The following is a 26,613-nucleotide window of genomic DNA, read 5'->3' as shown; positions in this document are numbered from 1 at the left end:
ACCACCACCATCACCGCAGCAAAGGAGCGCACGCATGGTGCACCGCAGAAGATTCCTGGGCACCGCGCTGCGGGGCCTGGCCGGGGGGGCCACCGCCCTGGCCGGGCTGCGCGCCGCCCGGGCCCAGCCCAGCTACACCGTGCCGCTCGGGCAGCTGCAGGAGGCCGTGGCGCAGAAGTTTCCGCGCAGCGTGCCGGTGCAGGGGCTGGTGGACCTGGCCGTGCAGGCGCCGCGCCTGCGCCTGCTGCCCGAGGCCAACCGGCTGGGAGCCACCATGGCCGTTGAGGTCGCGGGCCCGGCGCTGCGCCGCAGCCATGCGGGCACGTTCGATGTGGAATTCGCGCTGCGCTACGAGGCCGGCGACCGCACGGTGCGTGCCCACCAGATCCGGCTGGGGCGCCTGGATTTCCCGAGCCTCAAGCCGGCCGTGAACGAGATGCTCAACGCCTACGGCCCGGTGCTCGCCGAGCAGTCGCTGCGCGAGGTGGTGCTGCACCAGTTGCGCCCGCAGGACACGGCCGTGTTCGACGGCCTGGGCCTGCAGCCGGGGCCCATCACCGTGACGGCCCGGGGACTGGTGGTGGCCTTCGTGAACAAGCCGCAGCCTTGAGCGCCGTCGTCCGCATTTGTCTACATTTGCTGTTAAAAATATAGCTATCAGCGCTGAATGGACAAGCGCTGAAGGCCTTTTTGCCTGAAATTCCCTGGGCGGCTTTCGCGGGTCAGCGCGGCGCGCCCTGCGCGCGCTGCTGGGCCGCCGCGAACGCCTGCGTGCGGATCCACTGCAGCGCATGGCCGCGCCGGTGGCTGTCCGGCGACACCGTGGAGGTGGTGGCCACGACCAGGTCCAGGGGCGGATACACCCAGATGAACTGGCCGCCGTAGCCGCTGGCCAGGAAGGTCGGGCGCGGCGCTGGCGACGGCACCACCCACCACAGGTAGCCGTACGACAGGCCCACCGGCGGGCCGCCCGCGTTCTGCGCCTTCACCGACGCATCGGCGAATGCCTCGGGCACCAGCGGCTGGCCGTTCCACCGCCCATGCCGCAGGTAGAGCTGGCCCAGCTTGGCCATGTCGAGCGTGCGCAGGTGCAGGCCCTGCCGGTAGGACGGCTCGGCGAAGCCCAGGGGGCCCACCAGCTGCTGGCGCGCGTAGTCGGCCAGGGGCATGCCCGTGGCTTTCTCCAGCACGGCGACGAGCAGCGGCACGACCGAGTTGTCGTAGGCGAAGGCCTGGCCCGGGTCGCTGGCCAGCGGGCGTGCCCAGGCATCGCGCGGGCGCAGCGGCGCGGCGGTGCCGATGGCGTCGCGGACCGCGAAGCCCGCCGTCAGCGTGAGCAGGTGCCGCAGCGTGATGGCGGCCGCGCGCGGGTCGCTGTGGGCCCCGGCCCACTCGGGCACCAGGTCCACCACGCGCTGGTCCACGCTGGCGATGCGGCCCTGCGCGAGGGCCGTGCCCAGCAGCACCGACAGCGCGCTTTTGGACGCGGACTGCGTGTCGCGCAGCTTCTCGGCGTCGCCATCGCGGTAGAACGAGTACACCACGCGCCCGTCCAGCACCACCACGGCGCTCTGCACGTCGGTGAACTCGCGGGCCAGCGCGGCATCGGGCCCCTGGAAGGCGGCGGCATCCAGTGCCTGCTCGCCGGGGGCCGGGGCTTCGCGCCAGGCGCCGGCGGGTGCCGGCTGGGCCAGCGCGGCGCCAGCGGCCAGGCAGGCGGGCAGGGCCAGGGCGATGCAGGTCGAACGGCGGGTCCAGCGGGGGCGCATGCGGGCTCCTTCGGGCGAAGAACGGACGGTGCGCGCAGTGTAGGCGCCGCAACCTTTGCGCCGGCCAAAGAACAAAGGCGGCGCGGCGGGGGACAGTGCCGCGCGCCTGCGCTCAGGCCCTGCCGCCGCTGCCCACGGCCCTGCGCAGCGCCGCGCGTGCGAGCAGCCGCGTGGAGTCGAGCGTGGGCAGCGCGGAATTCGCGTCGCTGATGATGAGCGGAATCTCGGTGCAGCCCAGCACCACGGCATCGCAGCCCTCTTCGCGCTGCATGCGCGCGATCACGCGCTGGAACGTGGCCACCGCCTCGGGCCGCACCACGCCGGGCACCAGCTCGTCCATGATGATGCGGCCGATCTCGGTGCGCTCGGCCTCGGTGGGGCGCACGCAGGCCAGGCCCTGGGCGGCCAGCTTGTCGGGGTAGACGCTGCTGTCCACCAGCCAGCGCGTGCCCGTCAGCGCCAGCCGCCGGTGGCCCCGCGCCGCCGCCTCGGCGGCCACCACCTCGGCGATGTGCAGCCAGGGCAGCGGCGAGTGGGGGGCCACGCGGTCGAAGGCCTGGTGGATGGTGTTGTCCGGGCAGACCAGGAAGTCCGCGCCCGCGCGTGCCAGCGTGCGGGCCGATGCCAGCATGAGGTCGGCCACGCCCTGCAGGTCGCCCCGCTCCAGGCAGTCGACATAGGCGGCCAGCGAGGGGGTATGCATCGACACCTCGGGGTGCGCATGGGCCTGGCCCAGGATCGCGGCACCTTCGGTGCAGATGGTGCGGTAGCACAGCGCCGCGCCCTCGGCGGAGCAGCCCACGATGCCGATGTGCAGCGGCGCGGCGCCGGAAGGCATGGAAGGGGCGGGGGTCATGGAAGCGGTCATGCGGTTGGGCGGGTGGCCGGAGGGCGCCGTGTCGGCGGACAGGCGCCATGATGCCAGCAGCGCTTCCCACGCGGCCATGCCCGGTGGGCCACGGACTCCTGTGCGCGGGCGCTGCGGGTCAGTCTCCGCGCACCCGCTGCGCGAAGCCGCGCTGCGCGAACTGCTCCACCACGAAATCCACGAACACCCGGGTGCGCGCGGGCAGCAGCTTCTTGCTGGGGTAGTAGAGCGAGGTGGGGCCTGCGTCTGCCCACCAGCCGGGCAGCACGCGCACCAGGCCGCCGTTGGCCAGCCAGGGCTGCGCGAACGGCATGGGCAGCACGGCCAGGCCCAGGCCCATCAGCGCGGCCTGGCACATGGCTTCGGGGTCGTCGAACACGGCACGCGGGCGGAACTCGGCCGCGGCGGCCTCGCCCGCCCTGTTGCGCAGCGTGATGACCGGGATGCGCCCCGTGCGGATGGCGCGGCGCGCGATGCCGTCCCACCGCGCCAGGTCCGCCGGGTGGCGCGGTGCCTTGCAGCCCTTGAGCAGCGCGGGCGAGCCCACCACCACCAGGTGGATCGGGCCCAGCGTGCGCGCCACCATGTCGGGGTTCAGGTTCAGGCCGCCGCCGATGCCCGCGTCAAAGCCCTCGCCGATCAGGTCGACCTGGCGGTTCTCGAAGCGCCAGTCGGGCTGGATGGCGGGGTAGCGCTGCAAGAACTCGGTGAGCAGCGGCACCAGGTAGGCCCGGCCAAAGGCCTGGCCCATGCTCACCTTGAGCGTGCCCGCGGGCTGCTGCTCGGCCTCGGCCGCGTGGTCCACCGCATCGGCCAGCGCCGTCAGCGGCGGGCCGATCTGCGCGAGCAGGCGCTGCCCGCCCTCGGTGAGCGTGAGGCGCCGCGTGCTGCGCTGGAACAGCCGCACGCCCAGGCTGGCCTCCAGGCGCGCCACGTTCTTGCTCACGGCGGCGGGCGTGAGGCCCATCTGCCGCGCGGCGGCCGAGAAGCTGCCGCACTCGGCGGACTGGACGAAGGACTCGAGATGGCTCAGGGGCTGCATGGCCCACATTTTCAACTGCTGGTTGAAATAGATCCAGCCCATTCATGGCTACCGCCCGTGCAATGGTTTTCCGACACTGCAGGTGTTCCCGGTTCTGCCACGAACCGCCTCCTCTTCACCATCACTTTTTCTGGAGAAACACCATGTCTTCCGTGCCCCACACCACACCCCCCGCCCCCGGGCCCGCCGCTGCTTCACGCGTGCTGGCCGGCAAGGCCGCCTTCGTCACCGGCGGCGCGCGCGGCATTGGCGCGGCCATCGTGCGGCGCCTGGCACGCGATGGCGCGGCCGTGGCCTTCACGTACAGCAGCTCCGAAGCCCCCGCCCAGGCGCTGGTGGCCGCCATCGAGGCGGACGGCGGCAAGGCCCTGGCGTTGCGGGCCGACAGCGCGGATGCGCAGGCGCTCGCGCAGGCCATCGACGGCGCGGCGCGCACGCTGGGCCGCCTGGACATCCTCGTCAACAACGCCGGCGTGGCGGTGGCGGGCGAGCTGGACAGCTTCGCGCTGGCGGACTTCGACCACACCCTCGACGTGAACGTGCGCGCCGTGTTCGTGGCCACGCAGGCCGCCGCGCGCCACATGGGCCAGGGCGGTGCCTACGGCCGCGTCATCACCATCGGCAGCACCAATTCCGACCGCGTGCCATGGGCCGGGTTCAGCGTCTATGCGATGAGCAAGGCCGCCATCGTGGGCCTCACGAAAGGGCTGGCGCGCGACCTGGGGCCGCGCGGCATCACCGTGAACAACGTGCAGCCCGGTCCCGTCAACACCGACATGAACCCCGCCGACGGCCCTCTGGCCGGCAGCATGCACGGCCTGATGGCGCTCGGCCGCCACGCGCACCCCGACGAAATCGCCGGCATGGTGGCCTACCTGGCCGGGCCCGAGTCGGGCATGGTGACCGGGGCCAGCCTGCTCATCGACGGCGGCTTCGCGGCCTGAGCCGCGGCGCGGGCGAGCCCGGGGCGGTTTCTCTTTCTCAGCCCTTGGCCCTGCGCGGCCGGGCCTTGCGGCCGGGGGATGCCGCCAGCTCCTGCGGCGTCAGCGCATGGGCGGGGTTGTTCGCCACCATCTCCACCGCCAGGTCGATGAAGGCGCGCGCGCGGGCGGGCAGCGCGGTGCGGCTGCCGTAGTACACGTACAGGCCCAGGTGCTCGGCCACGTGCTGCGTGAGCAGGGGCACCAGCTGCCCGCTGCGCACCAGCGGCGCGGCCGTGGGGCCCACCAGCTGGCCGATGGCGTGCCCGCCCAGCACGGCGCGGGTTTCCACCTCGATGTCGTTGGTGCAGAACGCGGCGGGGATGGCGTGCGAGACGATGTCGTCCCCCACCTTGAATTCCCACGGCATCGGCTTGCCCGTGGACGGGTGCCGAAAGCCGCTGCAGGTGTGGGCTGCCAGCGCGTCGATGCTGGCGGGCGCGCCGTGTCGTGCGATGTAGGACGGCGCGGCGCACACGATGAGCTGCAGCGCCAGCAGCCGCCGCGCCACCACGCCGCCCTGGGGCGGATAGCCCGAGCGAAAGCCCACGTCCACGCGGTCTTCCACCCAGTTGCCGATGCGGTCGTCGAGCTGCACGTCCGGCTCCACCCGGGGGTGGCGGCGGCAGAACGCGTCGAGCACTGGCCAGATCACCTCCAGCAGGATGGAGCGCGGCGCCACGATGCGCAGCGGCCCCGCCATCTCTTCCCGGCCGCGCCGTGCTCCCTGCACGGCGTGCTGCAGCGTGGCCAGGCCGGGCTGCGCCGACGCGAGGAACTGGCGCCCCTCTTCGGTGAGGCTCAGGCTGCGGGTGGTGCGGTGAAACAGCCGCACGCCCAGGTGCGCCTCGAGCTGCACCAGCAGCTGGCTGGAGGCCTGGGGCGTGATGCCCTGCGTGGCGGCGGCCTGGCGCAGGCTGCCCAGTTCGGCCGCCTTCACGAAGTTGGCGATGGCGCGCAGTTCGTTGATGGCCATGGTGGGGTTGGGGAGTGGATTGGCAAGCGCTGGTTGTGAATGTATCCATGAATTATGGGCTAGTCCGTTGTCAATGGGCTCCCTACAGTTCACCCCCGTGGGCCCGCCAAGGCGCCCACCCAGCCCATCCACCACCCCTGAACCCCCGAAGGATTCGCCATGGCTTTTGCCGACACGACCACCACCACCACCACCGTTTCACCCTCCCGCGTCTGGCTGATCACCGGCGCCTCGCGCGGCCTGGGCGCGCGCATCGCCGAAGCGGCCCTCGCCCAGGGCGATGCCGTGGTCGCCACCGCGCGCGATGCCGCCGCCGTCGGCCAGCGCCTGGGCGGCGGGGGCGCGCTGCTGCCCCTGGCGCTGGACGTGACCGACGAGGCCCAGGCGCAGCACGCCGTCCAGGCCGCGCTCGCGCGTTTCGGCCGCATCGACGTGCTGGTCAACAACGCGGGCTACGGCCTGATGGGGGCGGTGGAGGAGGCCACCGCCGACGAGGTGCGCCGCCTGTACGACACCAACGTGTTCGGCCTGCTGAACGTCACGCGCGCGGTGCTGCCGGCCATGCGGGCGCGCCGCGCGGGGCACGTGATCAACATTTCCTCCCTGGGGGGCGTGCGCTCGAGTGCCGGCTTTGGCCTGTACTGCTCCACCAAGTTCGCGGTGGAGGGCATCACCGAGGCGCTGCACGCCGAGCTCGCGCCGCTGGGCATCCATGCCACGGCGGTGCAGCCGGGGTACTTCCGCACCGAGTTCCTGGATGGCGCGTCGCTGGCGGTCTCGCCCCGCGTGCTGGAGGACTATGCGGCCAGCGCGGGCGTGGTGCGCCAGGCGGTGCCCGGCATCAACCTGCAGCAGCCCGGCGACCCGGCGCGGCTGGCCCGCGCCCTGCTGCAGCTGGTGGCCAGCCCCACGCCGCCGGTGCGCCTGCCCCTGGGCTCCGACACGCTGCGCACCATCGCCGAGCAGCATGCGCGGGTGGCCGCCGAGACCGCGCAGTGGAGCGCCGTGGCCGCGTCGACGGACTTTCCCCAGGCTGCCGGGACGGCCGTGGCGTGAAGGGGCGGCCACTGGCTGCGTTCGCTATTGAATGAATAGCATTGGGGCGTTGCGAAGACAGCGCTGGATGCCATGGGGGCTCGGATCCGCCGGCCCGCCCGCCGCGGCCGGTGCTGTCCTGTCCGCAAGGCTTTCTGGCAGCCGTCCTACAGCGCCGGGCCGGCGGACGATCTACAACAGGCACAGGCTTGCCGCATTGCCGCCAGCCCGTGGGCCAGCCATTCCCCAGTCCTCCAGCAAGCGCTTTTCTTCTGCCATGGTGTCTTCCTCCCCCACTTCCCCCGCTTACCCCGCCGCGCTCCCGGGCGCTCCTTCGGCCGCGCCGGCCGATCCCGTTTCCCCGGCCGATGCCGCCACCGTGCCGCTGCCGCCGCCCCCGGCGCAGGTGGTGGTCATCACCGGCGCGTCCAGCGGCATCGGCCACGCCACCGCCCTCGCGTTCGCGCGGCGGGGCGCGTGCCTGGTGCTCGCCGCGCGCAACCCCGACACGCTGGCCCCGGTGGCCATGGCCTGCCGCAACGCGGGCGCGGCGGCGGCGCTGGGCGTGCCCACCGATGTGACCGACGCCGATGCCGTGGCCCGGCTGGCCGATACGGCGCTGCGCCACCATGGCCACATCGACGTCTGGGTCAACGGCGTGGGCGTGGGCGCGGTGGGGCGGTTCGACCAGACGCCCCTGGCCGCGCACCGCCGCGTGCTGGAGGCCAACCTGCTCGGGCACCTGCATGGCGCGCATGCGGCGCTGCGGCACTTTCGCGAACGCGGGCAGGGCACGCTCATCAACATGATCTCGGTGGGCGGCTGGCTGCCGTCGCCATATGCGGCCGCGTACACGGCCAGCAAGTTCGGGCTGCGAGGGCTCTCCGAGGCGCTGCGCGCCGAGGTGTCGGACCTGCCGGGGGTCCATGTGTGCGACGTGGCGCCCACCTTCGTCGATTCGCCGGGCCTCTCGCACGGCGCTAACTACACGGGCCGCAGCATCCAGCCCCGCATTCCGCTGCTGGACCCGCGCCGGGTCGCCCAGGCGGTGGCCGCGCTGGCCGACCGGCCCAGGGCCGTGACCTGGCTGGGCGCCGGTGCCGCGCCGGGCCGCGTGATCCATGCCCTGGCGCCGCAGCGCCTGGGCGCCGCGATGCGCTGGGTAACCGAGCGTGCGCTGCGCGGCGCCCGGCCCGCGCCCCGCAGCGACGGCAACCTGTTCGCACCGTCGCGCGGCACCGCCATCGATGGCGGCCAGCGCGATGCGCGGCGCCACGGCATGGGCCTGGTGGCCGTGCTGGGCGTGGTCGGCCTGGGCCTTGGCGTGTGGGCCGCCCGCCGCCGTTCATCGTGAGGAGCCCGGCATGCCTGTTTCCACCAACACCACCACCGCCTCGCCCTCCCCGGCGCCCGCGGGCGCGCGCTTCGTGCTGTATGCGCTGCAGGGCCGCGTGTACGCCAGCAACGTCAGGCACAAGCTCGTGGACCTGGGGCGCCTGTCGCAGGAGGGAGACGGCGGCACCTACGCCTACCTGCTCGACGGCGACCAGGCCACGGGCAGCGGGTTCGCCGGTGCGCGGGAGGCGCTGGCGCACATCGCGCGCACGACGAGCTTCCTCTTCCTGGACGGCCAGTTCACCGCGCTGGAAGACCTGGGCGGCACGGGCCGGCCCGATCTGGCGGACGCCCCGCGGCTGGCGGTGGCGCTCGATCCGCTGGGGCGGGGCGCGCCGGTGATCCACGCGCCGGCGTAGGTGCCGGGGCCCGCGCGGAGCGCGCCGTCACACCATGCCGCCGTTGGCGCGCAGGGTCTGCCCGTTGATCCACCCGCCGTCCGGCCCGGCCAGGAAGGCCACGGCGCTGGCGATGTCCTCGGGCGTGCCCAGGCGCTCCATGGGGTTGGCCTGGGCCAGGCGCCCGATCAGCTCGGGCGTCTTGCCGTCCAGGAACAGCGCGGTGGCCGTGGGGCCTGGCGCGATGGCGTTCACCGTGATGTTCCGGCCGCGCAGTTCCTTGGCGAGCACGCTGGTCAGGGTCTCCACCGCGCTCTTGGTGGCGGCGTACACGGCATAGCCCGGCAGGGCCGTGCCGACCAGGCTGGTCGAGAAGTTGACGATGCGCCCCCCGGGCTGCAGCCGGTGCGTGGCCTCGCGCAGGGTGTTGAACGTGCCCTTGAGGTTGATGGCGACCACGCGGTCGAAGGTGGCGTCGTCCGTCTGCGCCAGGTGCGGCAGGGTGGATGGCATCACGCCCGCGTTGTTGACCAGCACGTCCACGCGGCCGAAGGCCTGCTCGGCGGCGTCGAACAGCTGGCGCGCGGCGCTGCTGTCGGCCACGTCGGCCTGCACCGCCACGGTCGCTCCGCCCGCTGCGGTGATCGCCTGCACCACGGCCTGGGCGTCTTCGGTGCGGCCGGCGTAGTTGACCACCACGCGGAAACCGTCGCGCGCGAGCCGGTGGGCAATGGCGGCTCCGATGCCGCGCGATGCGCCCGTGACGATCGCGGTGCGCGGGCCCGTGGGGGCGGACTCCCGGGAAGAGGAGTAGGAGGAAGGGGTGGTGGACAGCGGCTGCATGGCAAGGTTCCTGGTGCGGTGGGGAAGGGACGCCACCCGGTGGCGGCGTGTGGCAGCGGTATTGTTCTGTTGTTGCGAAAATTGATAAATACCTAGAATTGACTTCACTGTTCAATACAGAACAACAATCAAGACCCACCGGGAGCCCGTCGCGATGGACCGCTTTCAATCCATGCAGCTTTTCACGCGCATCGTCGAGCTGGGCAGCTTCACCCGCGCGGCCGAAGACCGGCAGCTGCCGCGCGCGAGCGTGACCCTGGCGGTGCAGGCGCTGGAAAAGCGCCTGGGCACGCGGCTCCTGCAGCGCACCACGCGCCACGTGAGCACCACGCCCGACGGGCAGGCGTACTACGAGCGCTGCCAGCGCCTGCTGGCCGACCTGGAGGAAACAGAGGCGGCATTCGGCCACGCCGCGAGCGCGCCGCGCGGCAAGCTGCGCGTGGACCTGCAGGGCACGCTGGCCCGGCATTTCGTGCTGCCGCGCATCGGCGAGTTCTGCACGCGCTACCCCGAGGTGGAACTGGAGATCGGCATGGGCGACCGGCTGGTGGACCTGGTGCGCGAGGGCGTGGACTGCGTGCTGCGCGGCGGCGAGCTGCGCGACTCCACCATGGTGGCGCGGCGCGTGGCACTGCTGCAGCAGGTGACCTGCGCGAGCCGCGGGTACCTGGCGCGCCACGGCACGCCCGCCACCGTGGAGGCGCTGCGCGGGCACCGGGCCGTCAACTTCCTCTCGCAGCGCACGGGCAAGCCCCTGCCTTTTGGCTTCATCGTGGACGGCGTGGCCACAAGCGTGCAGCTCAAGGGCCCTGTGGCCGTGAGCGATGCCGATGCGTACCACGCCTGCTGCGCCGCGGGCCTGGGGCTGATCCAGGTGCCGCGCTACCACATCGCGCCCCGGCTGGCCGATGGCAGCCTGTGCGAGGTGCTGGCGCCGTTTCGCCCCGCGCCCATGCCGGTGTCGGTGCTGTACCCGCACAGCCGCCAGCTGTCGCCGCGCGTGCGGGTCTTCGTGGACTGGCTGGCCGGGGTGATGTCGGCCGCGCGCTGAGAACGGCCGGAGCGCGCCTACACCGGGCGCGTGAACTCCATCACCCAGTTCACCTCCCAGGTGGCGCCGCCGTCCTCGGAAAACGCCTGCTGCCAGCGTGGCGCGCCGGTGTGCATCCGTGACCACTCGAAGCGCACCCGCACCGGGCGGCCCTCGAACAGCTCCTGGCCGTCAAAGATGCCGACACCGTCCTGGAAGCCGCCGACCACCGGGGGCTGCAGCATTCCCGTGGCCGGGTCCAGGCCGCCGGTGGCGTTGTCGAGCCAGTAGATGCTCCAGCGCTGCGTGGCGGGGCTGAACACGCGCAGGGTCATGCCCACGAAGCCCGGCTTCCAGGCCAGGGGCGTGAAGTCGTCGCAGTTGCCGATGCCGGCGGGCAGGGGGCGGGCGGTGCCGGTGGCGTCGAACACCTCCCAGTCGCTGCAGCCGGCCAGGCGCCGCACCAGGCGCGTGTTGCGGATGCGCCAGGGGCCCATGAGGAAGTCGAAGTCGCGCGCGGCGCTGGGCGCCACGGCGGGCGAGGGGATGGTGATGAGGTTCGGGGTGGCCATGGTGGGGTCTTTCATCGGTGAAGCGGGGGGCGTCAGGCGTGCAGCGCGGAGCGGGCGGTGGGCTGCAGGCGCAGGGTCTCGGGCTCGCGGGCCAGCCAGGGGGCAAGGCCCGGCGCCACCCCCCGCGCCCAGGGGGTGCTGCCGGTGAACGCCTCCAGCGCGGCCTCGCGGCCGAACAGCGCCAGCCCCAGCAGCACATGTTCTCCCTCGCGCACGGGCAGGCGGGGAAAGGTGTTGGGGCTGGTCTCGGTGCAGTACCAGGCCACCTGGCGCGCGCCCCCGCGTTGCAGCGTGGGCGCCATGCGGTGGCGGCAGAAGTCCAGCAGCGCGGGCGTGGCGGCCTCGCGCAGGTGAAACACCGTGGCCGCCACCACGCCGGGGGCCGCGCCGCTGGCGCCCGGCGCCGCGCGCGCGTGCTGGGGCAACGCGGCGGCCGCGCCGGGCCAGGCGGGGCGCAGCAGCAGCACGTTGTCGGAGTCGATCATGGTGGCGTTGGCGGCGTCGCGGTGCGCGGCCCAGGTGGGCCCGCCGTAGAAGGCTTCGAGCGCCTGGCGGCGCGCCTGCATGCTGCCGAAGCCGCGCAGCCACACGAACAGGTCGGGCCGGTCCAGGTCGCGGAACTGGCCCAGCACGCGCAGGCCCTGCGCCTCCTGGGTCTCCACGAACTCGCGGTCGAACAGCTCGATCAGCACGTCGCGCTGCCCCGGGTGCAGCGTGTACTGGCGCAGCTCGACGATGGCGCATTCGTCGGCGGTGGGCGGGGCGCAGGGGTGGCGCGTGGCCATGGCGGTGTCGTGCATGCGGGCTCCTGCAGGGTGGGGGTCGATGAAAGTCATGCCCGCAGTCTGCGCCCCCATACATGACACCGCATGGCAGGTATTTCAGGTATCTTCGCCGCAGCTGCCTTCTTTTTTTCTGGCCAGGGGCCCCGGGCCCGCGCCGCACCCTACCGGACCACTTCCTTCCCGCCATGCGCGCCAGCCGCCTGCTCTCGCTCCAGATGCTGCTCGAAACCCAGGGCCGCATGAGCGCGCCGGCGCTGGCCGGGGCGCTGGAGGTGTCGGTGCGCACGCTGTACCGCGACGTGGACCAGCTCAGCGCCGCGGGCGTGCCCATCTATGCCGAGCGCGGGCGCCATGGCGGGTTTGCGCTGCTGCCGGGCTGGAAGACCACGCTCACGGGCCTCACGCCGTCGGAGGCGCAGGCCGTGTTCCTCAGCGGCCTGCCCGGCCCCGCGCAGGACCTGGGCCTGGGCAGCGACGTGCAGGGCGCACGCCTGAAGCTGCTGGCCGCCCTGCCCGCCGCATGGCGCGAGGACGCGCAGCGCGTGAGCGCCCGCCTGCACCTGGACCCGGTGGACTGGTACCGCGAGAGCGACCCCACGCCGCACCTGTCCACGGTGGCCGCCGCCGTGTGGAGCGGGCACCAGATCGCGATGCGCTATGAAAGCTGGTCCGACACCGTGGAGCGCACCGTGAGCCCGCTGGGCCTGGTGCTCAAGGCGGGTGCCTGGTACCTGGTGGCGCTGCCGGCGGACAAGGCCACGGGCACGGGCGGCGGTGATGGTGGCGATGGTGGCGACAGCGGGCCACGCACCTACCGCGTCTCGAACATCCTGGCGGCGCAGGCGCTCGCCACGCCGGTGCGCCGCCCCGCGCGGTTCGACCTGCCGGGCTACTGGGCGCGCTCGATCCGGCGCTTTGAAGCCGGGCTCTACACCGGCGAGGCGGCGCTGCTGGCCACGCCCGCCGGGCTCAAGGGGCTGCGCGCGCTCAGCAGCGCGGTGGCCCGGGCCGTGGCGGCCGCGCCCACGGCCACCCCCCCGCGCCGGGCGGACGGGCGCGTGGCGGTGACCATTCCCATCGAGTCGGTGGAGCACGCCTGCGGCCAGCTCCTGCGCCTGTCGCCGCAGGTGGAGGTGTTGCGGCCCGCCGCCCTGCGCCGCGCGCTGGTGGCCCGGGTGCGGGCCACGGCGCGGATGTACGGGCTGGACGGTGGCTGAGCAGCAGAATGTGAATTTGCTATCAAATATATAGCTTAAAGCGCTTGTTCTTCAAGCGCCAGCGCGTGGAATGGCTTCGGACATGCGGCGCTGCGCGCGCCGGGAACGGGCGCCTAGAGGCCGCGCCGCACCATGTCCAGCAGGCGCAGGCCCAGCAGGTCCAGCATCTGCTGCGGCGTGCCGCGCAGCGGCCCGTCGATGGAGAGCAGCGCCATGCCGTGCACGGTGGACCAGGCCAGGTATTCGGCGCCCGGGCGGCGCTCGGGCGGCAGGGCGCCTGCCGTCACCAGGTCATCGAGTGCCGCGCTCAGGTGCTGGAACGGGTTGAGCCCCGTGGCGCCGCCCATGGCCGGGTCGGGGTCGTGCTGCACGGTGAAGCGCCCGCCGAAGGCGGTGCGGAACAGGCCTGTCTCGGCATGCGCGAAGCGCAGGTAGCCCGCGCCCACGGCGCGCACCTTGGCGTGGGCCTGCTCGGTGGCCGTGCCCGTGGCGGGCACCTGGGCCAGTTCGGCCTCCATGGCCTGGGCCACGGCCGCCACGGCGGCGGCACGCACCGCGTCCAGCAGGTCGTCGCGGTTGGCGAAATGGCGGTAGGCCGCATTGGGCGCGACCCCCGCGCGGCGCGTGGCCTCGCGCAGCACCACGGCGTCGGGGCCGCCCTGGCGCGCCAGCTCGATGCCCGCGTCCAGCAGGGCGCGGCGCAGGTCGCCATGGCGGTAGGTGCTGCGTGCGGCGGGGGTGTTGCGAGTGGTTACGGTCATGGGCGGTGAGATGTGGACACTGTCCATTATCTTTGGTATTGTTTGTGGACGGTGTTCACAATTGTGCGCCGAAATCCATGTTCCGAGACCTTCCCAAGGAGACCCCCATGAAAGTCGAGCCGTATCTGATGTTTGAAGGCCGCTGCGAAGAGGCCCTGGATTTCTACCGCCGCGCCCTGGGCGCGCAGGTCACCATGCTCATGCGCTACAAGGACAACCCCGAGCCCGCCGCCGGCCAGGGCTGCGCCGAGGGCGCCGGCCCCGGCCCCACGCCCGAGATGGTCATGCACGCCGCCTTCAACGTGGGCGAGACCCAGCTCATGGCGTCGGACGGCATGGGTTCGGGCCAGCTGAACTTCCAGGGCATCTCGCTGGCGCTGAGCCCCGCGAACGAGGCGGAGGCCAAGCGCTACTTCGACGCGCTGGCCGAGGGCGGGCAGGTGCAGATGCCGCTGGCCAAGACCTTCTTCTCGAAAGCCTTCGGCATGGTGGCCGACCGCTTTGGCGTGTCGTGGATGGTGGTGGCGCCGGAATGAGCGCGGCGGCCATGAAGTACCAGGGAAGCTGCCACTGCGGCAAGGTCGCCTTTGAAGTGGAAGGCACCGTCGACAGCGGCCTGGCCTGCAATTGCAGCATGTGCCACCGGCGCGGATCGCTGCTGTGGTTCGTGCCGCGCGGCGCGCTGCGGCTGACCACGCCCGAGGCCGACGCGGCCACCTACACCTTCCACAGGCACGTGATCCGGCACCGTTTCTGCCCGGCCTGCGGCATCCATCCTTTTGGCGAAGGCGTGGACCCCAAGGGCCAGCCCGTGGCGGCGGTCAATCTGCGCTTCGTGGAGGGCCTCGACCTGGGCAGCGTGCCCGTCCACCACTACGACGGCCGGGCGGCTTGACCCCCCAACCCTCACACCCCCTCACATTCCCCTGCAAGGAGACTTCCATGATGAATCCCGAACCCCATGCCATGCACCGCTGGCTGCAGCAATTGCTGGGCCACTGGACCAGCACCTCCGACTGCGACCCGCCGCCGGGCGAACCGGCGCAGCAGTCCGTGGGCGCCGAACATGGCCGCGCCCTGGGCGACCTGTGGGTGATCCTCGAAGGCACCGGCACCATGCCCGGTGGCGGCGAGGCGCGCATGCAGATGACGCTGGGCTACGACCCCGAGAAGAACGTGTTCCTGGGCACCTGGGTGGGCTCGATGATGACCCACATGTGGGTCTATCGCGGCACGCTCGATGCCGACCAGAAGGTGCTCACGCTGGAGACCGAAGGCCCCAGCTTCAAGGGCGACGGCAAGACCGCCCGCTACCGTGACGTGATCACGCTGGTGAGCGCCAACGAGCGCACGCTGACGTCGTTCAGCCAGCAGCCGGACGGCAGCTGGAACCAGATCATGCAAGCAAAATACACGAGAACCCCCTGAGCCGCCGCGGTGCGCCCCCCTGGAGGGGCGCGCGCCGCACTGCGAATCCTTTTTTTCACTCCCGCCGCTCCATGACCCTCCGCATCGAAGGCCGCGCACGCTGGCCCGCCCTCATCCTGCTGTGCCTGGGCGAGCTCATGATCGTGCTCGACACCACCATCGTGAACGTCGCGCTGCCCAGCATCAAGGCCGACCTGGGCTTCACCGAAACGTCCCTGGTGTGGGTGGTCAACGCCTACATGCTCACCTTTGGCGGCTGCCTGCTGCTGGGCGGGCGGCTCGGGGACTTGTATGGCCACCGGCGGCTGTTCCTGGCGGGCATCACGCTGTTCACCCTCGCGTCGCTGGCCTGCGGGCTGGCCCATACGCAGGGGCTGCTGGTGGCGGCGCGCGCGGTGCAGGGCGTGGGCGGGGCCGTGGTGTCGGCCGTGGCGCTGTCGCTCATCATGAACCTGTTCACCCAGCCCGGCGAGCGCGCGCGGGCCATGGGGGTCTATGGTTTTGTCTGCGCCGGAGGCGGCAGCATTGGCGTGCTGCTGGGCGGCGTGCTCACCAGTGCGTTGAGCTGGCACTGGATCTTTCTGGTCAACATCCCCGTGGGCGCGGCCATCTACGCGGCCTGCCTGGTGCTGCTGCCGGGCGGCAAGGGGCATGCCCACGGCCAGCGGCTGGACGTGGCGGGCGCCGTCACCATCACCGCGTCGCTGATGCTGGCGGTGTATGCCATCGTCAACGGCAACGAGGCGGGCTGGGCCTCGCTGCAGTCGGTGGGGCTGCTGGGCACCTCGGCCGCGCTGCTGGCGTTGTTCCTGTACATCGAATCGCACGTGGCCGCGCCCCTGGTGCCGCTGCCCTTGCTGCGCCAGCGCAACCTGGCCATCTCCAACGTGGTGGGCGTGCTGTGGGCCGCCGGGATGTTCGCGTGGTTCTTCTTGTCGGCGCTGTACATGCAGCTGGTGCTGGGCTACGACGCCATGCAGGTGGGCCTGGCCTTCCTGCCGTCCAATCTCATCATGGCGGGCTGTTCGCTGGGGCTGTCGGCCTGGGTGGTGATGCGCTACGGCATCCGCGGCACGCTGGGCTGGGGCCTGCTGCTGGCCGCCGTGGGCCTGGTGCTGTTCGCGCTGGCACCCGTGGACGGCCGCTTCGTGCCGCATGTGCTGCCCGGCATGCTGCTGCTGGGCGTGGGGGCGGGCATCGCGCTCAATCCGCTGCTGCTGGCCGCCATGGGCGACGTGAAGCCCGAGGATTCGGGCCTGGCCTCGGGTGTGGTCAACACCGCGTTCATGATGGGCGGCGCGCTGGGCCTGGCGGTGCTGGCCAGCCTGGCCGATGCGCGCACCGGCGCGCTGCGCGAAGCAGGGGCATCGGCCCCGATGGCCCTGAACGGCGGCTACCAGCTGGCGTTCTGGGTGGCGGCCGCGGGCTCGCTGGCGGCGGCGCTGCTGGGTGGCCTGGTGCTGCGGCCCGCGCGGCCCCCGGCCGTGGGCGCGCAGGTGGCGGCTCACTAGGGGATAAAAAACGAACTGCTATTGAATAGATAGCTGTTGGCGCAATATCCATAGGCGCTGGCGCCCATTTCTTTCAAATTGCGAGCAAGGTGGGCCCGCCGGGATCGCCCCCACTGTCCTGCCTGGCGCACCGCACTGTTCCACCGGGCGCACTTCTGCTCAGGCACCATTGGCGCCATATTCCACTGGCATGCCGCCCGATCGTGGTGGTGCACAACACGAGGAGCCTTCGTATGTCGTCGTCCACACCTGCTGCAACCACCGCCCTGGTGCCCATCGTGCGCGCCCAGTTGCTGGGACCGCAGTGGCCCACGCTCGACCCGTTTCTTTTCTGCGCCCACCACGACGATGCATACCCCGCGGGCAACGCCGCGTTCGGCCCGGCCGTGCCCATCGAAGACCGCCAGATCGGCAGCGACTTCAGCCGCAAGGACGGCTGGAGCATGTACCACGGCGACACCGTGCCCGGCTTTCCGGGCCACCCGCACCGGGGCTTCGAGACCGTGACGCTGGTGCGCAAGGGCCTGATCGACCATTCCGACTCGCTGGGCGCGGCCGCGCGGTTTGGCGGCGGCGACGTGCAGTGGGTCACGGCCGGCAAGGGCATCGTGCATTCCGAGATGTTCCCGCTGCTCAATGCCACCGAGCCCAACCCGCTGGAGCTGTTCCAGATCTGGCTGAACCTGCCGGCGCGCAACAAGATGGTGGAGCCGCACTTCACCATGCTGTGGAACGAGCGCATCCCGCGCCTGGTGCACCACGACGCCGCCGGCCGCGCCACCACGGTGACGGTGGTGGCGGGTGCCCTGCCCGGCGCGCCCGCGCCCCTGCCGCCGCCCCCGGAATCCTGGGCCTCGCAGCCCGAGGGCGACGTGGCCATCTGGACGCTGCGCCTGGAGCCGGGGGCCGAGTGGACCCTGCCTGCCGCCCAGGGCGAAGGCACGCAGCGCATGCTGTACTTCTTCGTGGGCGACAGCCTGCGCGTGGGCCCGCAGGACGTGGACCGCCACGCCGCGCTGCAGGTGCGCCCGCAAGAGGACTGGCTGCTGGCCAACACCGGCGCCACCACCGTGGAATGCCTGGTGCTGCAGGGCCGGCCGATTGGCGAACCCGTGGCGCAGTACGGCCCCTTCGTGATGAACACGCAGGCCGAGATCATGCAGGCCATGAACGACTACCGCCGCACCCAGTTCGGCGGCTGGCCCTGGGCCGAGCAGGACCCGGTGCACGGCACCGAGGCGCGGCGGTTTGCGCGCTACCCCGGCCAGGCCGAGGAAGAGCGCCCCGGCGAGGACGCCGCGGCGGCGCAGGCCTGAACACCTTCGCCCGGTGGGGTCGCGGGCGCGGCCGGGCGGGGTGCCTGGCCGCTCGTGGACAATCCAGGTTTTCGATGCGCGCAGCGCGGCCCGGGCGCCAGCCGGCGGGCAAGGCGCCACGCCGCACCCCCTGACCCAAAGATGAAAGCGCAAGCCCAGCCATGAGCACCCCCATCACCAAAGACTCCGCCGTCACCCTCACCTACAAGGTCACCACGCCCCAGGGCAAGCCGCTGGATGCCGGCAACCTGTCGTACCTGCACGGCGGCTACGAAAACATCTTCCCCAAGGTCGAGTCCGCCCTCGAAGGCCAGTCCGTGGGCTTTGCCACCACGCTGGACCTCGCCGTGGAAGACGCCTTCGGCGCGCGCGACGAAAGCCTGGTGCGCACCATCCCCAAGACCGAGTTTCCGCCCGGCGTGAAGGTCGGCGGCCAGCTGCAGGGCGTGGGCAGCGACGGCCAGCCCGCCGTGTTCAACGTGGTCAAGATCAAGGGCCCCGAAGTGCACCTGGACGGCAACCACCCGCTGGCGGGCCAGGCCCTGAAGTTCAGCTGCAAGGTGACCGATGTGCGCGCCGCCAGCGCCGAAGAAATTGCGCACCGCCATGTGCATGGCGCGCACGGGCACCAGCACTGACATGGAGGGTGGCGGCCGCCCACGCTGGCTGCGGCCTCGTGGGCCGGCCCCCGGGCAGGCCGAGGCCCGGCGTGGAGAGGGCTACAGCGCCTCCAGCACCGTCGCAATCCCCTGTCCGCCGCCAATGCACTGCGTGGCCAGTGCGTAGCGGCCCTTCTCGCGCTGCAGCAGCGCGGCCGCCTTGCCGGTGATGCGCGCGCCCGTGGCGCCCAGCGGGTGGCCGATGGCCAGGCCGCCGCCGTCGAGGTTGATCGTGTCCTCGCGCAGCCCGAGTTCGCGGATGCAGGCCAGCGCCTGCGAGCCGAAGGCTTCGTTGATCTCCACCACATCCATGTCGCTGGCCGAGAGCCCCGCGCGCGCCAGCGCCTTGCGCGTGGCGGGCACGGGGCCCATGCCCATGTAGGCCGGGTCCACGCCCGCCGTGGCCAGGGCGCGGATGCGCGCCAGGGGTGACAGTCCGTGCCGGGCGGCGTAGGCCTCGGTGGCCACGAGCACGGCCACGGCGCCGTCGGTCAGCGGCGACGAGGTGCCCGCCGTCACCACGCCGTCCTCGCGGAACGCGGGGCGCAGCGCGGCCAGCGCCTCGGGCGTGGTGCCGGGGCGGATGCAGCCGTCCTGCGCCACCACCTCGCCCGCGTCCAGCGCGATGGGCACGATCTCCGCCTGCAGCCGGCCGGCCTCGCGCGCGGCGGCGGCCTTGCGGTGCGATGACACGGCCATCGCCTCCTGGTCGGCGCGGGACACCGCGTACCGGCGCGCCACGTTCTCGGCCGTCTCGCCCATGCTGATGTAGGCGTCGCTGTGCTCATACAGCGTGGGGTGGGCCGAGAAGTTGAAGCCGCCCTGCGGCACCATGCTCATCGACTCCACGCCGATGCACAGGTACGCCTCGCCCAGGCCCGCCTCGATCTGCGCGGCGGCGATGTGGATGGCCGACATGGACGAGCCGCAGAAACGGTTCACCGTCATGCCGCCCAGCGCGTGCGGCAGCCCCGCCAGCAGCGACACGATGCGCGCGATGTTGTTGCCCTGCGCGGCCTCGGGGTAGGCGCAGCCGGCGATCACATCCTCGAGCGTGGCCGGGTCTATGCCGGTGCGCTGCAGCAGGCCCGTGACGACCTGCGCGGCCAGGGTGTCGGGCCGCACCCCCGCCAGCGCGCCCTTGCGCGCGAAGTGAAAGGGGGAACGGGCATAGGCGGAAATCAGTGCTTGCATGGCGGTGCCTTCCCTATTCCTGCGGATGGCGTGGCTGTGGGCGGAATCAGGCCGTGGCGGCGGCGGCGTGGCGCCGCGCCCGGCAAAGGGCGCGGGGAAGGGGACGTGGGGGTGGTCATGGGGGCTCCTGGAAGCGTGTTTTAGATGACGGTCATCACGTTTAAATTATATGACGACCATCATTTAAAATGTCAAGCTGGCGTTTTCGGGGCATCCGGCACAAAGGGGATCGGCGATGAAGGTGAGCAAGGAACAGATGGCGGAAAACCGCGAGCGCATCCTCGATGCGGCGGCGCGGTTGTTCCGCGAACGCGGGTTTGACGGCATCGGCGTGGCGGACCTCATGAAGAGCGCGGGGCTCACGCACGGCGGCTTCTACGGGCACTTCGCGTCCAAGGACGAGCTGATGGCGCAGGCCACGGCACGCGCGCTGGACGGGCTGCAGTCGGCGTGGGCCGCGCTCGCGCGCGGCGCCGCGGCGCAGGGGCGGGATCCGCTTGCCGCGATCGAGTCGGCCTACCTGTCGCCGGGCCACCGCGATGCGCCGGGCCAGGGCTGCCTGCTCGCCGCGCTGGGCGGCGATGCGTCGCGCCAGGGGCCGGCCGTGCGCCGGGCCGTGACCGAAGGCATGCAGGCCCAGGTGGCGGGCCTGGCCACGCTGGTGCCCGGGCGCAGCAAGGCCGCCAGGCGCCAGCGCGCGCTGGCCGACTACGCCAGCCTCGTGGGCGCCCTGGTGCTGGCGCGGGCTGCGGACGACCCGCAGTTCTCCGACGAGATCCTGCAGGCCACGGCGGCGGCGCTGCGGCTGCCGGGGCATGCTGCGGACTGAGGGATCGGAATGCTATTTATTTAATAGCTATTTCCGCCGGATGGACGGGCGTTGGCGGCCAAAATCATCGAGGTTGCGATGGTGGCCCGTCACCCCCGCCCGCCGCTGCGCCGCGCCAGGCCCCGCCCCTGCAGCACCGGCTCGGCCGCGAGCCGCCCGCGCGCGAATTCGACAAAGGCCCGCACCTTGGCGGGCGCGCGCCGTCCCGCGGGGTAGACGATGTGCACGGGCACCGGGTCGGGCTCGTGCTCGGCCAGCACCACGCGCAGGCGCCCGGCGCGCAGGCTGGCGGCGGCCTGGTAGGCCAGGCACCGGGTGAGCCCGAGGCCCGCCTCGGCGGCGGCGATGTCCACCTCGTTGCTGTTGCTGATCCAGGCCTGCTGCGGCATGCCCGTGGCGCCGCCCCGGAACTTCCAGGGCGCGGGCGCGCGCGCATCGAACGAAAAGGCAATCGCCCGGTGCTGCCCCAGTTCCTGCGGGTGGCGCGGCTCCCCATGCCGCGCGAGGTAGCCGGGCGACGCCACCACCATGCGCCGCAGCGCGCCCACCCGCAGCGCGGTCAGGCCCGAGTCCGGCAGGTGGGCGATGCGCACGGCCACGTCCATGTCCTCCTCCAGCAGGTGCACCAGCCGGTTCACGAACAGCGTGCGCGCCTGTACGCGGGGCTGGGCCTGCAGGAAGTCCAGCACGATGGGCGCCACGTGCTGGATGCCGAACATCTGCGGCGCGGTGATGGACAGCAGACCCTGCGCCTCGGCCTGCGCGCCGCTGGCGGCCTGCTCGGCCTCCTGCAGGTCGTTCAGGATCGGGCGGCAGTCGGCCAGGAAGCGTTCGCCCGCCTCGGTCAGCCGCACCATGCGCGTGCTGCGCTGGAACAGCAGCACCGACAGGCGGGCCTCCAGCGCCGCGATGGCGCGGGTCACGGCCGTGGCCGAGCAGCCCAGGCGCCGCGCCGCCACGGCGAAGCCGCCCGCATCGGCCACGGCCACGAAGCAGCGCAGGGTGTCGAGATGGTCCATTGTTGCGGAAAATGCAATTTTAAAAGACGAAATATGGCTATTCACGGCGAGATGCGCAATAGCTAACGTGGAGGCTTGTTTGTTGACCCTCTCCAGGACCCACCGCCATGGCACCCACCTCCCCTTTGACGCTGTACCGCATGTCCATCTCGGGCCACTGCCACCGTGCCGAGCTGATGCTCTCGATGCTGGGCCTGCCCCACGCGCTGATCGACGTGAACCTGCTCGCCGGTGAACACCGGCAGGCCGCCCACCTGGCGCGCAACCCGCTGGGCCAGGTGCCCGTGCTGGTGGATGGCGACGTGGTGCTGTCCGACAGCAACGCCATCCTCGTGTACCTGGTGCAGCGTTACGCGCCCGGCAGCCACTGGCTGCCGCAGGACCCCGTGGGCCAGGCCGGCCTGCAGCGCTGGTTCAGCCTGGCGGCCGGCATGCTGGCCCCCGGGGCATCGAGCGCGCGTTTTGCCGCCCTCACGGGCCGCGAGCCCAGCGAGGCGGCGCTCGCCATCGGCCGCAGGCTCTTCGACTTCATGGAGCCCGCGCTTGACGGCCGCGACTGGCTGCTGGGCGGTGCCGCCCCCACGCTGGCCGACATCGCCATGGTGAGCTACACCTCGCAGGCGCCGATCGGCGGTTTGTCGCTCGCCACCTATCCACGCATCGCGGCCTGGGTGGCGCGCATGGAAGCCCTGCCGGGCTATGTGCCGCTGGCGGACCGCCTGCCCGCCCCTGGCGCCTTGGTGCCGGCATGAACGCCACGCCCGCAGCCGCTTTCCACGCGGGCGAGCAGGCCCTGCAGGAGCGCGTGGGCGTGCGCGAGCGCATGGCCGCCGTGGGGCCCCTGGTGCTGCGCGACCACATGCCCGACCAGCACCGCGAGCTGTTCGAGAAGCTGCCCACGCTGCTGCTGGGTGCGCTCGACGACCAGGGCCAGCCCTGGGCCACCATGGTGGCCGGGCCGCCGGGCTTCGTGCACACGCCCGATGCCCATGCCATGCACATGGCGGTGGCGCCCGATGCGGCCGACCCGGTGCTGGCCCGGCTGGTACCCGGTGCGCCGGTGGGCGTGCTGGGCCTGGAGCCGCACACGCGCCGGCGCAACCGCATGAACGGGCGGGTGGCGTCGTTCGGCGCCCGCGGGCTGGAGGTGGACGTGGTGCAGAGCTTCGGCAACTGCCCCAAGTACATCCAGGCGCGTGCGCCCGGCCTGCGCGCGGTGGTCACGCCGCCGGCACCGGCCCAGGTGCTGGGTGCGGGGCTCGACGCCGCCGCGCGGGGCCTGATCGCGCGCAGCGACACGATGTTCATCGCGAGTGCCTCGGCGGCGCACCCGGGCGCAGGGCGCAATGAAGGCGTGGACGTGTCGCACCGTGGCGGCGAGCCGGGCTTCGTGCATGCCGAGCAAACGGCCGAGGGCCTGGTGCTCAGCCTTCCCGACTACCCTGGCAACCTGTTCTTCAACACCCTGGGCAATCTCGCGCTGCACCCGCAGGCCGGGCTGCTGTGGGTGGACTATGACGGTGGCGGCCTGCTGCACGTGGCCGCCCGCGCCGAGCTGCTCTGGGACGAGGCCCCGCGTGCGCGCTGGCCCGGCGCGCAGCGTGTGCTGCGGCTGCAGGTGCTGGGCGGCGTGTGGCGCGCACATGCGCTGCCCTGGCGCTGGACGGCCGCCGAGCCCGCGCCGCAGTTCAGCGCGATGCGTGCGCGTGCGACGGAATGAGCGGCGCGATGGCCTTGCGCGGCGTGGTGGCCTCGGCCTGCACCATGCGCGCGCTGCGTTCGTGGGCGCCGCGCGCCAGCTCGGTGATCAGGGAGGCCTCGGGCAGGTTGTGCCAGTAGCGCTGCGGCATCTCCTTGCGCATCATGTCGGTCTTCAGGCGCGCGGGGTTGAAGATGTGGCGGTAGTAGGTGAGCCACAGCGCCTCGCCGGCGTCGGGCGGCGGCGCATCGCTGCGCTGGCCGCCCGGGCCGGTGTGCAGCGCCGTGCCGTCCCAGCGCACGCTGGCATCGGGCGTGAGGATGGCCCAGCGCATCTGCGTGAAGCGCCGCACGAAGAAGCCGGCATTGGCCTCGGTGATGAAGTGGTCGGGCTCGAACCAGGCCACCTGCACGGTATGGCCCTCGGTGTCGGTCACGGGGCGAAAGCGCACGAAGGCGTGCATCTTGTGCATGTCGCGCGCCACGGCACGCACCATGTGGTGGGCCTGCAGGCGGTCGGCATCCAAGGGGTCGTGGCGCAGTCCGCGCTCGCGCACCAGGCGCCACAGCAGGCGGTACATGAGCGCGAAGCGCACCGGGTTGCGGTGCAGCACCAGGCGCTCGCACAGGCGCAGGAAATCCTCGGGCACCCGGGGCGCCGCGCCGCCCGCCGGGGACGGCAGCGGATCCACGGAGGAGCCCGGTGGCGCGGGGCTGGCGAACAGGTCCTGCGCGGCCCCTTGCGCGGTGAACCACTGCACCTCCTGCGGCGGCACGCCGGCCTGCACCAGCGCGCGCGCGGCCCGGCGAAAGCCCGGCCAGTCGGTGGCATGTGCGAGGGTGATGGTGTGCCGGTCCATGGTGGCTTGCATCAATCGAAAAGCTTGCGCTGCGCCGGCGGCGGGGCCATGCGCGCGGCCAGGTCGGTCGCATCCAGCGCGCGGCCCGGCCGGTAGTCGGCGGCCTCCACGAAAGGCAGCACCTTCTGGAGCGGCACGTGCAGCCGCGCCAGGTCGGCGTGGCGCAGGCGGCGCACGCGGCGCGCGGCCAGCAGGCGGTCCACCGTCAACACGCCGAAGCCGGGCACGCGCAGCAGCAGCTCGCGCGGGGCGGTGTTCAGGTTCACGGGAAAACGCTCGCGGTGCGCGATGGCCCAGGCGAGCTTGGGGTCCATGTCCAGCGCCAGCATGCCGCCCTGGCCGGCGGGCACGATCTCGCCGTGCGCGAAGCCATAAAAGCGCATCAGCCAGTCGGCCTGGTACAGGCGGTGCTCGCGCACGGTGGGTGGCGCGACGAGCGGCAGCGCGCGCGCCGCGTCGGGGATGGGGCTGAAGGCCGAGTAGTACACGCGCCGCAGCCGGTGCACGCCGTACAGCCCGGCGCTGGTGGCCAGGATGGTGCGGTCGTCGGTGGCGTCGGCGCCGACGATCATCTGCGTGCTCTGGCCGCCGGGCGCGAAGTGTGGTGCCGCCGCGCGCCGCGTGAGCGTGCGCCGGGTGGCGGGCATCGACACCACCTGGGCGGCGGCCTGCTGTTCCTTGCGCGCCTGCCGCGCGTCCTCGATGTGCACCGCCATGCGCGCCATGGAGCGCGCGATGGCCGCGCCGTCCTTCTGCGGCGCCAGGGCCGTGAGCCCTTCGGGCGTGGGCAGCTCCACGTTGATGCTCAGCCGGTCGGCATGGCGGCCCGCGCGCTCCATCAGCTCGGGCGAGGCATCGGGGATGGTCTTGAGGTGGATGTAGCCGCGAAAGTCGTGCTCCTCGCGCAGCACGCGCGCCACCTCCACCACCTGCTCCATGGTGTAGTCGGGGCTCTGGATGATGCCGCTGGAGAGGAACAGCCCCTCGATGCAGTTGCGCCGGTAGAAGTCCAGCGTGAGCTGCACCACCTCCTGCACCGTGAAGCGGGCGCGCTGCACGTTGCTGCTGACCCGGTTCACGCAGTACAGGCAGTCGTACTGGCAGAAGTTGGTGAGCAGGATCTTGAGCAGCGAGATGCAGCGGCCGTCCGGCGCGTAGCTGTGGCAGATGCCCATGCCCTCGGTGGAGCCCATGCCGCGCCCGCCCACCGAATCGCGCGGCGCCGCGCCGCTGGATGCGCACGAGGCGTCGTACTTGGCGGCGTCGGCCAGGATGGCGAGTTTGGACTGTAAATTCACTGGATGAATTTACAGTATTTTCCGGTGTCCGACCAGCTTGCAGGGTGTATTTGCTATCAAAAAAATAGCTTTTCGCGCAGATGGATAAAGCGCTGGGCGCCAAAAAGGCTTGAAGCCTGTGGCTGCGCGGCCTCCCGTGCCAGCGCCGCCGGGGTTCGCGGGCCGCGCGGGGTCCGCGAACCCCGGCGACCTGGGGAGCCGCTGGGCGGTGTAAGGTGGCCCACCGGCGCACTTCGGCCCGGCAGGAGGAACCCATGCCATCGCTCATCGCCTCAAGCCGGGCCATCCCCGGCCCCGGCTTGCCGGGGCTGCCCGCCGCCGCCTGTGCGATGTGGGGGTTCGAGGAATACCTGCCGCACACGGTGCGCCGCCTGGAGGTCGCGCACGCGGGCATCAAGCTGATCATCGGCTGGCACGCGGCTTACGGCGTCGGGCAGCCCGGCGGCGCCATGCAGCGGTACCAATCCCTGGTGGCGGGGCTCGGTGGCGGGCCGATGGTGACCGAGCACCTGGGAGCGCAGTCCTGCGTGGAAGTGACGCTGGCACCCTGGCTGGGCTTTCAGCTGTTCCATGGCAGTCCGGATGTGCTCTCGTGCCCGGTGGCCGCGCTGGCCGATGTGTGGGGCGGCACGGCCACGCGGCTGTCCGAGCAGTTGCACCACGCGCCGGATTGGCCCGCGCGGTTTGCCCTGGTGCAGCGGTGCCTGCAGGGGGTGCTGGGCCGGTCGCGCCACACGGCGCAGGCCCCGGTGCGGCAGGCCTGGGCATTGCTCAGCGCGCAGCGCGGCAACCTGTCCATGTCTGCCCTGTGCCGCGCCGTGGGCTGGAGCGAGCGGCATCTGGCGCTGCAGTCCCGCAACCAGCTGGGGGATACACCCAAGCGCCTGGCGCGGCGGCTGCGTTTTGGCGCGGCCCAGCAGGCCCTGGGAGAGGTCACCGGGCCCGCGGGGATGGCGGACCTGGCGGATCTGGCCGCCCGCTGCGGATATGCCGACCAGAGCCACCTGAGCCGGGAGTTCCGGCACTTTGCCGGTTGCTCGCCAGCGGCCTATCAGCGCGCAGGCTGGGCCGATGTCCCGGGCAAGCCTGCCAGCCTGGTGGAGACGGCGTAGCCGGGGGGAGAGGAGGGGGCCGCGGTCCGAGGCACCGGAACCCCCAGGTCATTTTTCTTCAAGACGGACAGGCGCAAG

29 protein-coding genes are annotated in these 26,613 nt (G+C 72.2%); 17 read left to right on the top strand and 12 right to left on the bottom strand.

Going from position 1 to position 26,613, the window contains the following annotated elements; all coding sequences use genetic code 11:
- Positions 1 to 34: 34 nt before the first annotated feature.
- The gene (locus ACAM51_RS12415) at positions 35 to 610 is read left to right on the top strand and encodes a DUF1439 domain-containing protein (RefSeq protein WP_369643687.1); all 576 of its coding nucleotides are present in this window, start codon (positions 35 to 37) and stop codon (positions 608 to 610) included.
- Positions 611 to 722: 112 nt separating this feature from the next.
- On the opposite strand, the gene ACAM51_RS12410 is transcribed toward ACAM51_RS12415, so the two are convergent.
- From ACAM51_RS12410 to ACAM51_RS12400, 3 genes are all read right to left on the bottom strand, one after another.
- Positions 723 to 1,769 (bottom strand): serine hydrolase, encoded by a 1,047-nt coding sequence (locus tag ACAM51_RS12410; RefSeq protein ID WP_218298079.1) that lies wholly within the window; start codon positions 1,767 to 1,769, stop codon positions 723 to 725.
- A gap of 112 nt (positions 1,770 to 1,881) precedes the next feature.
- Entirely contained in the window at positions 1,882 to 2,607 is a 726-nt protein-coding gene (locus ACAM51_RS12405) for an aspartate/glutamate racemase family protein (protein WP_218341797.1), read from the bottom strand.
- A 148-nt stretch (positions 2,608 to 2,755) separates the two neighbouring features.
- Positions 2,756 to 3,679 (bottom strand): LysR family transcriptional regulator, encoded by a 924-nt coding sequence (locus ACAM51_RS12400; RefSeq protein WP_369643810.1) that lies wholly within the window; start codon positions 3,677 to 3,679, stop codon positions 2,756 to 2,758.
- 143 nt (positions 3,680 to 3,822) lie between these two features.
- Between ACAM51_RS12400 and ACAM51_RS12395 the strand changes: the two genes are divergently transcribed.
- The gene (locus ACAM51_RS12395) at positions 3,823 to 4,623 is read left to right on the top strand and encodes an SDR family oxidoreductase (RefSeq protein ID WP_369643686.1); all 801 of its coding nucleotides are present in this window, start codon (positions 3,823 to 3,825) and stop codon (positions 4,621 to 4,623) included.
- 37 nt (positions 4,624 to 4,660) lie between these two features.
- Here ACAM51_RS12395 and ACAM51_RS12390 read toward each other — a convergent pair whose 3' ends face one another.
- On the bottom strand, positions 4,661 to 5,635 hold the full coding sequence (locus ACAM51_RS12390) for a LysR family transcriptional regulator (RefSeq protein WP_369643685.1): 975 nt from the start codon (positions 5,633 to 5,635) through the stop codon (positions 4,661 to 4,663).
- 159 nt (positions 5,636 to 5,794) lie between these two features.
- Between ACAM51_RS12390 and ACAM51_RS12385 the strand changes: the two genes are divergently transcribed.
- From ACAM51_RS12385 to ACAM51_RS12375, 3 genes are all read left to right on the top strand, one after another.
- A complete protein-coding gene (locus ACAM51_RS12385) occupies positions 5,795 to 6,691 on the top strand; it encodes an oxidoreductase (RefSeq protein WP_369643684.1) in 897 nt (298 codons plus the stop codon).
- 256 nt (positions 6,692 to 6,947) lie between these two features.
- On the top strand, positions 6,948 to 8,024 hold the full coding sequence (locus ACAM51_RS12380; RefSeq protein WP_369643683.1) for an SDR family oxidoreductase: 1,077 nt from the start codon (positions 6,948 to 6,950) through the stop codon (positions 8,022 to 8,024).
- A gap of 10 nt (positions 8,025 to 8,034) precedes the next feature.
- Positions 8,035 to 8,424, top strand: a complete 390-nt coding sequence (locus ACAM51_RS12375) for a hypothetical protein (RefSeq protein WP_218298075.1) — start codon at positions 8,035 to 8,037, stop codon at positions 8,422 to 8,424.
- Between the two features lie 27 nt (positions 8,425 to 8,451).
- Here the strand turns inward: ACAM51_RS12375 and ACAM51_RS12370 are convergent, their stop codons facing one another.
- Positions 8,452 to 9,246 carry an SDR family oxidoreductase gene (locus tag ACAM51_RS12370; RefSeq protein WP_369643682.1) on the bottom strand — a complete coding sequence of 265 codons (795 nt, stop codon included), beginning with the start codon at positions 9,244 to 9,246 and terminating at the stop codon, positions 8,452 to 8,454.
- A gap of 154 nt (positions 9,247 to 9,400) precedes the next feature.
- Between ACAM51_RS12370 and ACAM51_RS12365 the strand changes: the two genes are divergently transcribed.
- Positions 9,401 to 10,297 carry a LysR substrate-binding domain-containing protein gene (locus ACAM51_RS12365; protein ID WP_369643681.1) on the top strand — a complete coding sequence of 299 codons (897 nt, stop codon included), beginning with the start codon at positions 9,401 to 9,403 and terminating at the stop codon, positions 10,295 to 10,297.
- Between the two features lie 17 nt (positions 10,298 to 10,314).
- Here ACAM51_RS12365 and ACAM51_RS12360 read toward each other — a convergent pair whose 3' ends face one another.
- Together ACAM51_RS12360 and ACAM51_RS12355 are read right to left on the bottom strand one after the other, a co-directional pair.
- A complete protein-coding gene (locus ACAM51_RS12360) occupies positions 10,315 to 10,848 on the bottom strand; it encodes a hypothetical protein (RefSeq protein ID WP_369643680.1) in 534 nt (177 codons plus the stop codon).
- Positions 10,849 to 10,880: 32 nt separating this feature from the next.
- Positions 10,881 to 11,648, bottom strand: coding sequence for an NIPSNAP family protein (locus tag ACAM51_RS12355; RefSeq protein WP_218298090.1), 768 nt, complete (start codon positions 11,646 to 11,648; stop codon positions 10,881 to 10,883).
- A 170-nt stretch (positions 11,649 to 11,818) separates the two neighbouring features.
- On the opposite strand from ACAM51_RS12355, the gene ACAM51_RS12350 reads away from it, so the two are divergent.
- A complete protein-coding gene (locus ACAM51_RS12350) occupies positions 11,819 to 12,850 on the top strand; it encodes a helix-turn-helix transcriptional regulator (protein WP_369643679.1) in 1,032 nt (343 codons plus the stop codon).
- A 113-nt stretch (positions 12,851 to 12,963) separates the two neighbouring features.
- On the opposite strand, the gene ACAM51_RS12345 is transcribed toward ACAM51_RS12350, so the two are convergent.
- Positions 12,964 to 13,611: a TetR/AcrR family transcriptional regulator gene (locus tag ACAM51_RS12345; protein WP_255591880.1), complete on the bottom strand. Its 648-nt coding sequence runs from the start codon at positions 13,609 to 13,611 to the stop codon at positions 12,964 to 12,966.
- Between the two features lie 107 nt (positions 13,612 to 13,718).
- On the opposite strand from ACAM51_RS12345, the gene ACAM51_RS12340 reads away from it, so the two are divergent.
- The 6 genes from ACAM51_RS12340 (at position 13,719) to ACAM51_RS12315 (ending at position 18,504) form a co-directional block, all read left to right on the top strand.
- Positions 13,719 to 14,147, top strand: a complete 429-nt coding sequence (locus ACAM51_RS12340) for a VOC family protein (protein ID WP_218298070.1) — start codon at positions 13,719 to 13,721, stop codon at positions 14,145 to 14,147.
- An 11-nt stretch (positions 14,148 to 14,158) separates the two neighbouring features.
- Entirely contained in the window at positions 14,159 to 14,506 is a 348-nt protein-coding gene (locus tag ACAM51_RS12335; protein ID WP_369643678.1) for a GFA family protein, read from the top strand.
- A 47-nt stretch (positions 14,507 to 14,553) separates the two neighbouring features.
- Positions 14,554 to 15,039, top strand: a complete 486-nt coding sequence (locus ACAM51_RS12330) for a DUF1579 domain-containing protein (protein ID WP_218298068.1) — start codon at positions 14,554 to 14,556, stop codon at positions 15,037 to 15,039.
- A 71-nt stretch (positions 15,040 to 15,110) separates the two neighbouring features.
- On the top strand, positions 15,111 to 16,550 hold the full coding sequence (locus ACAM51_RS12325; protein ID WP_369643677.1) for an MFS transporter: 1,440 nt from the start codon (positions 15,111 to 15,113) through the stop codon (positions 16,548 to 16,550).
- Between the two features lie 233 nt (positions 16,551 to 16,783).
- On the top strand, positions 16,784 to 17,866 hold the full coding sequence (locus ACAM51_RS12320; RefSeq protein WP_218298066.1) for a pirin family protein: 1,083 nt from the start codon (positions 16,784 to 16,786) through the stop codon (positions 17,864 to 17,866).
- Between the two features lie 161 nt (positions 17,867 to 18,027).
- Positions 18,028 to 18,504: a peptidylprolyl isomerase gene (locus ACAM51_RS12315; RefSeq protein ID WP_369643676.1), complete on the top strand. Its 477-nt coding sequence runs from the start codon at positions 18,028 to 18,030 to the stop codon at positions 18,502 to 18,504.
- An 81-nt stretch (positions 18,505 to 18,585) separates the two neighbouring features.
- On the opposite strand, the gene ACAM51_RS12310 is transcribed toward ACAM51_RS12315, so the two are convergent.
- Entirely contained in the window at positions 18,586 to 19,719 is a 1,134-nt protein-coding gene (locus ACAM51_RS12310; protein ID WP_369643675.1) for an acetyl-CoA C-acyltransferase, read from the bottom strand.
- 235 nt (positions 19,720 to 19,954) lie between these two features.
- Between ACAM51_RS12310 and ACAM51_RS12305 the strand changes: the two genes are divergently transcribed.
- The gene (locus tag ACAM51_RS12305; protein WP_218341747.1) at positions 19,955 to 20,548 is read left to right on the top strand and encodes a TetR/AcrR family transcriptional regulator; all 594 of its coding nucleotides are present in this window, start codon (positions 19,955 to 19,957) and stop codon (positions 20,546 to 20,548) included.
- An 89-nt stretch (positions 20,549 to 20,637) separates the two neighbouring features.
- Here ACAM51_RS12305 and ACAM51_RS12300 read toward each other — a convergent pair whose 3' ends face one another.
- Positions 20,638 to 21,567, bottom strand: a complete 930-nt coding sequence (locus ACAM51_RS12300) for a LysR family transcriptional regulator (RefSeq protein ID WP_218298062.1) — start codon at positions 21,565 to 21,567, stop codon at positions 20,638 to 20,640.
- A 107-nt stretch (positions 21,568 to 21,674) separates the two neighbouring features.
- On the opposite strand from ACAM51_RS12300, the gene ACAM51_RS12295 reads away from it, so the two are divergent.
- Positions 21,675 to 22,319, top strand: a complete 645-nt coding sequence (locus ACAM51_RS12295) for a glutathione S-transferase family protein (RefSeq protein WP_369643674.1) — start codon at positions 21,675 to 21,677, stop codon at positions 22,317 to 22,319.
- Positions 22,316 to 23,287, top strand: coding sequence for a pyridoxamine 5'-phosphate oxidase family protein (locus tag ACAM51_RS12290; RefSeq protein WP_369643673.1), 972 nt, complete (start codon positions 22,316 to 22,318; stop codon positions 23,285 to 23,287). Before ACAM51_RS12295 ends, ACAM51_RS12290 begins: the two co-directional genes overlap by 4 nt.
- Here the strand turns inward: ACAM51_RS12290 and ACAM51_RS12285 are convergent.
- A complete protein-coding gene (locus ACAM51_RS12285) occupies positions 23,256 to 24,125 on the bottom strand; it encodes a TIGR03915 family putative DNA repair protein (protein ID WP_369643672.1) in 870 nt (289 codons plus the stop codon). The two genes, ACAM51_RS12290 and ACAM51_RS12285, sit on opposite strands and share 32 nt — an antisense overlap.
- Before the next feature lie 11 nt (positions 24,126 to 24,136).
- On the bottom strand, positions 24,137 to 25,423 hold the full coding sequence (locus tag ACAM51_RS12280) for a putative DNA modification/repair radical SAM protein (RefSeq protein WP_369643671.1): 1,287 nt from the start codon (positions 25,421 to 25,423) through the stop codon (positions 24,137 to 24,139).
- 254 nt (positions 25,424 to 25,677) lie between these two features.
- Between ACAM51_RS12280 and ACAM51_RS12275 the strand changes: the two genes are divergently transcribed.
- Positions 25,678 to 26,535 carry an AraC family transcriptional regulator gene (locus ACAM51_RS12275; RefSeq protein WP_255591883.1) on the top strand — a complete coding sequence of 286 codons (858 nt, stop codon included), beginning with the start codon at positions 25,678 to 25,680 and terminating at the stop codon, positions 26,533 to 26,535.
- Positions 26,536 to 26,613: the final 78 nt, after the last annotated feature.

Origin of the sequence: Acidovorax sp. A79 (assembly GCF_041154505.1) — a bacterium.
Classification (GTDB): domain Bacteria; phylum Pseudomonadota; class Gammaproteobacteria; order Burkholderiales; family Burkholderiaceae_C; genus Acidovorax.
This window is presented reverse-complemented; position numbering and strand designations above follow the sequence as displayed.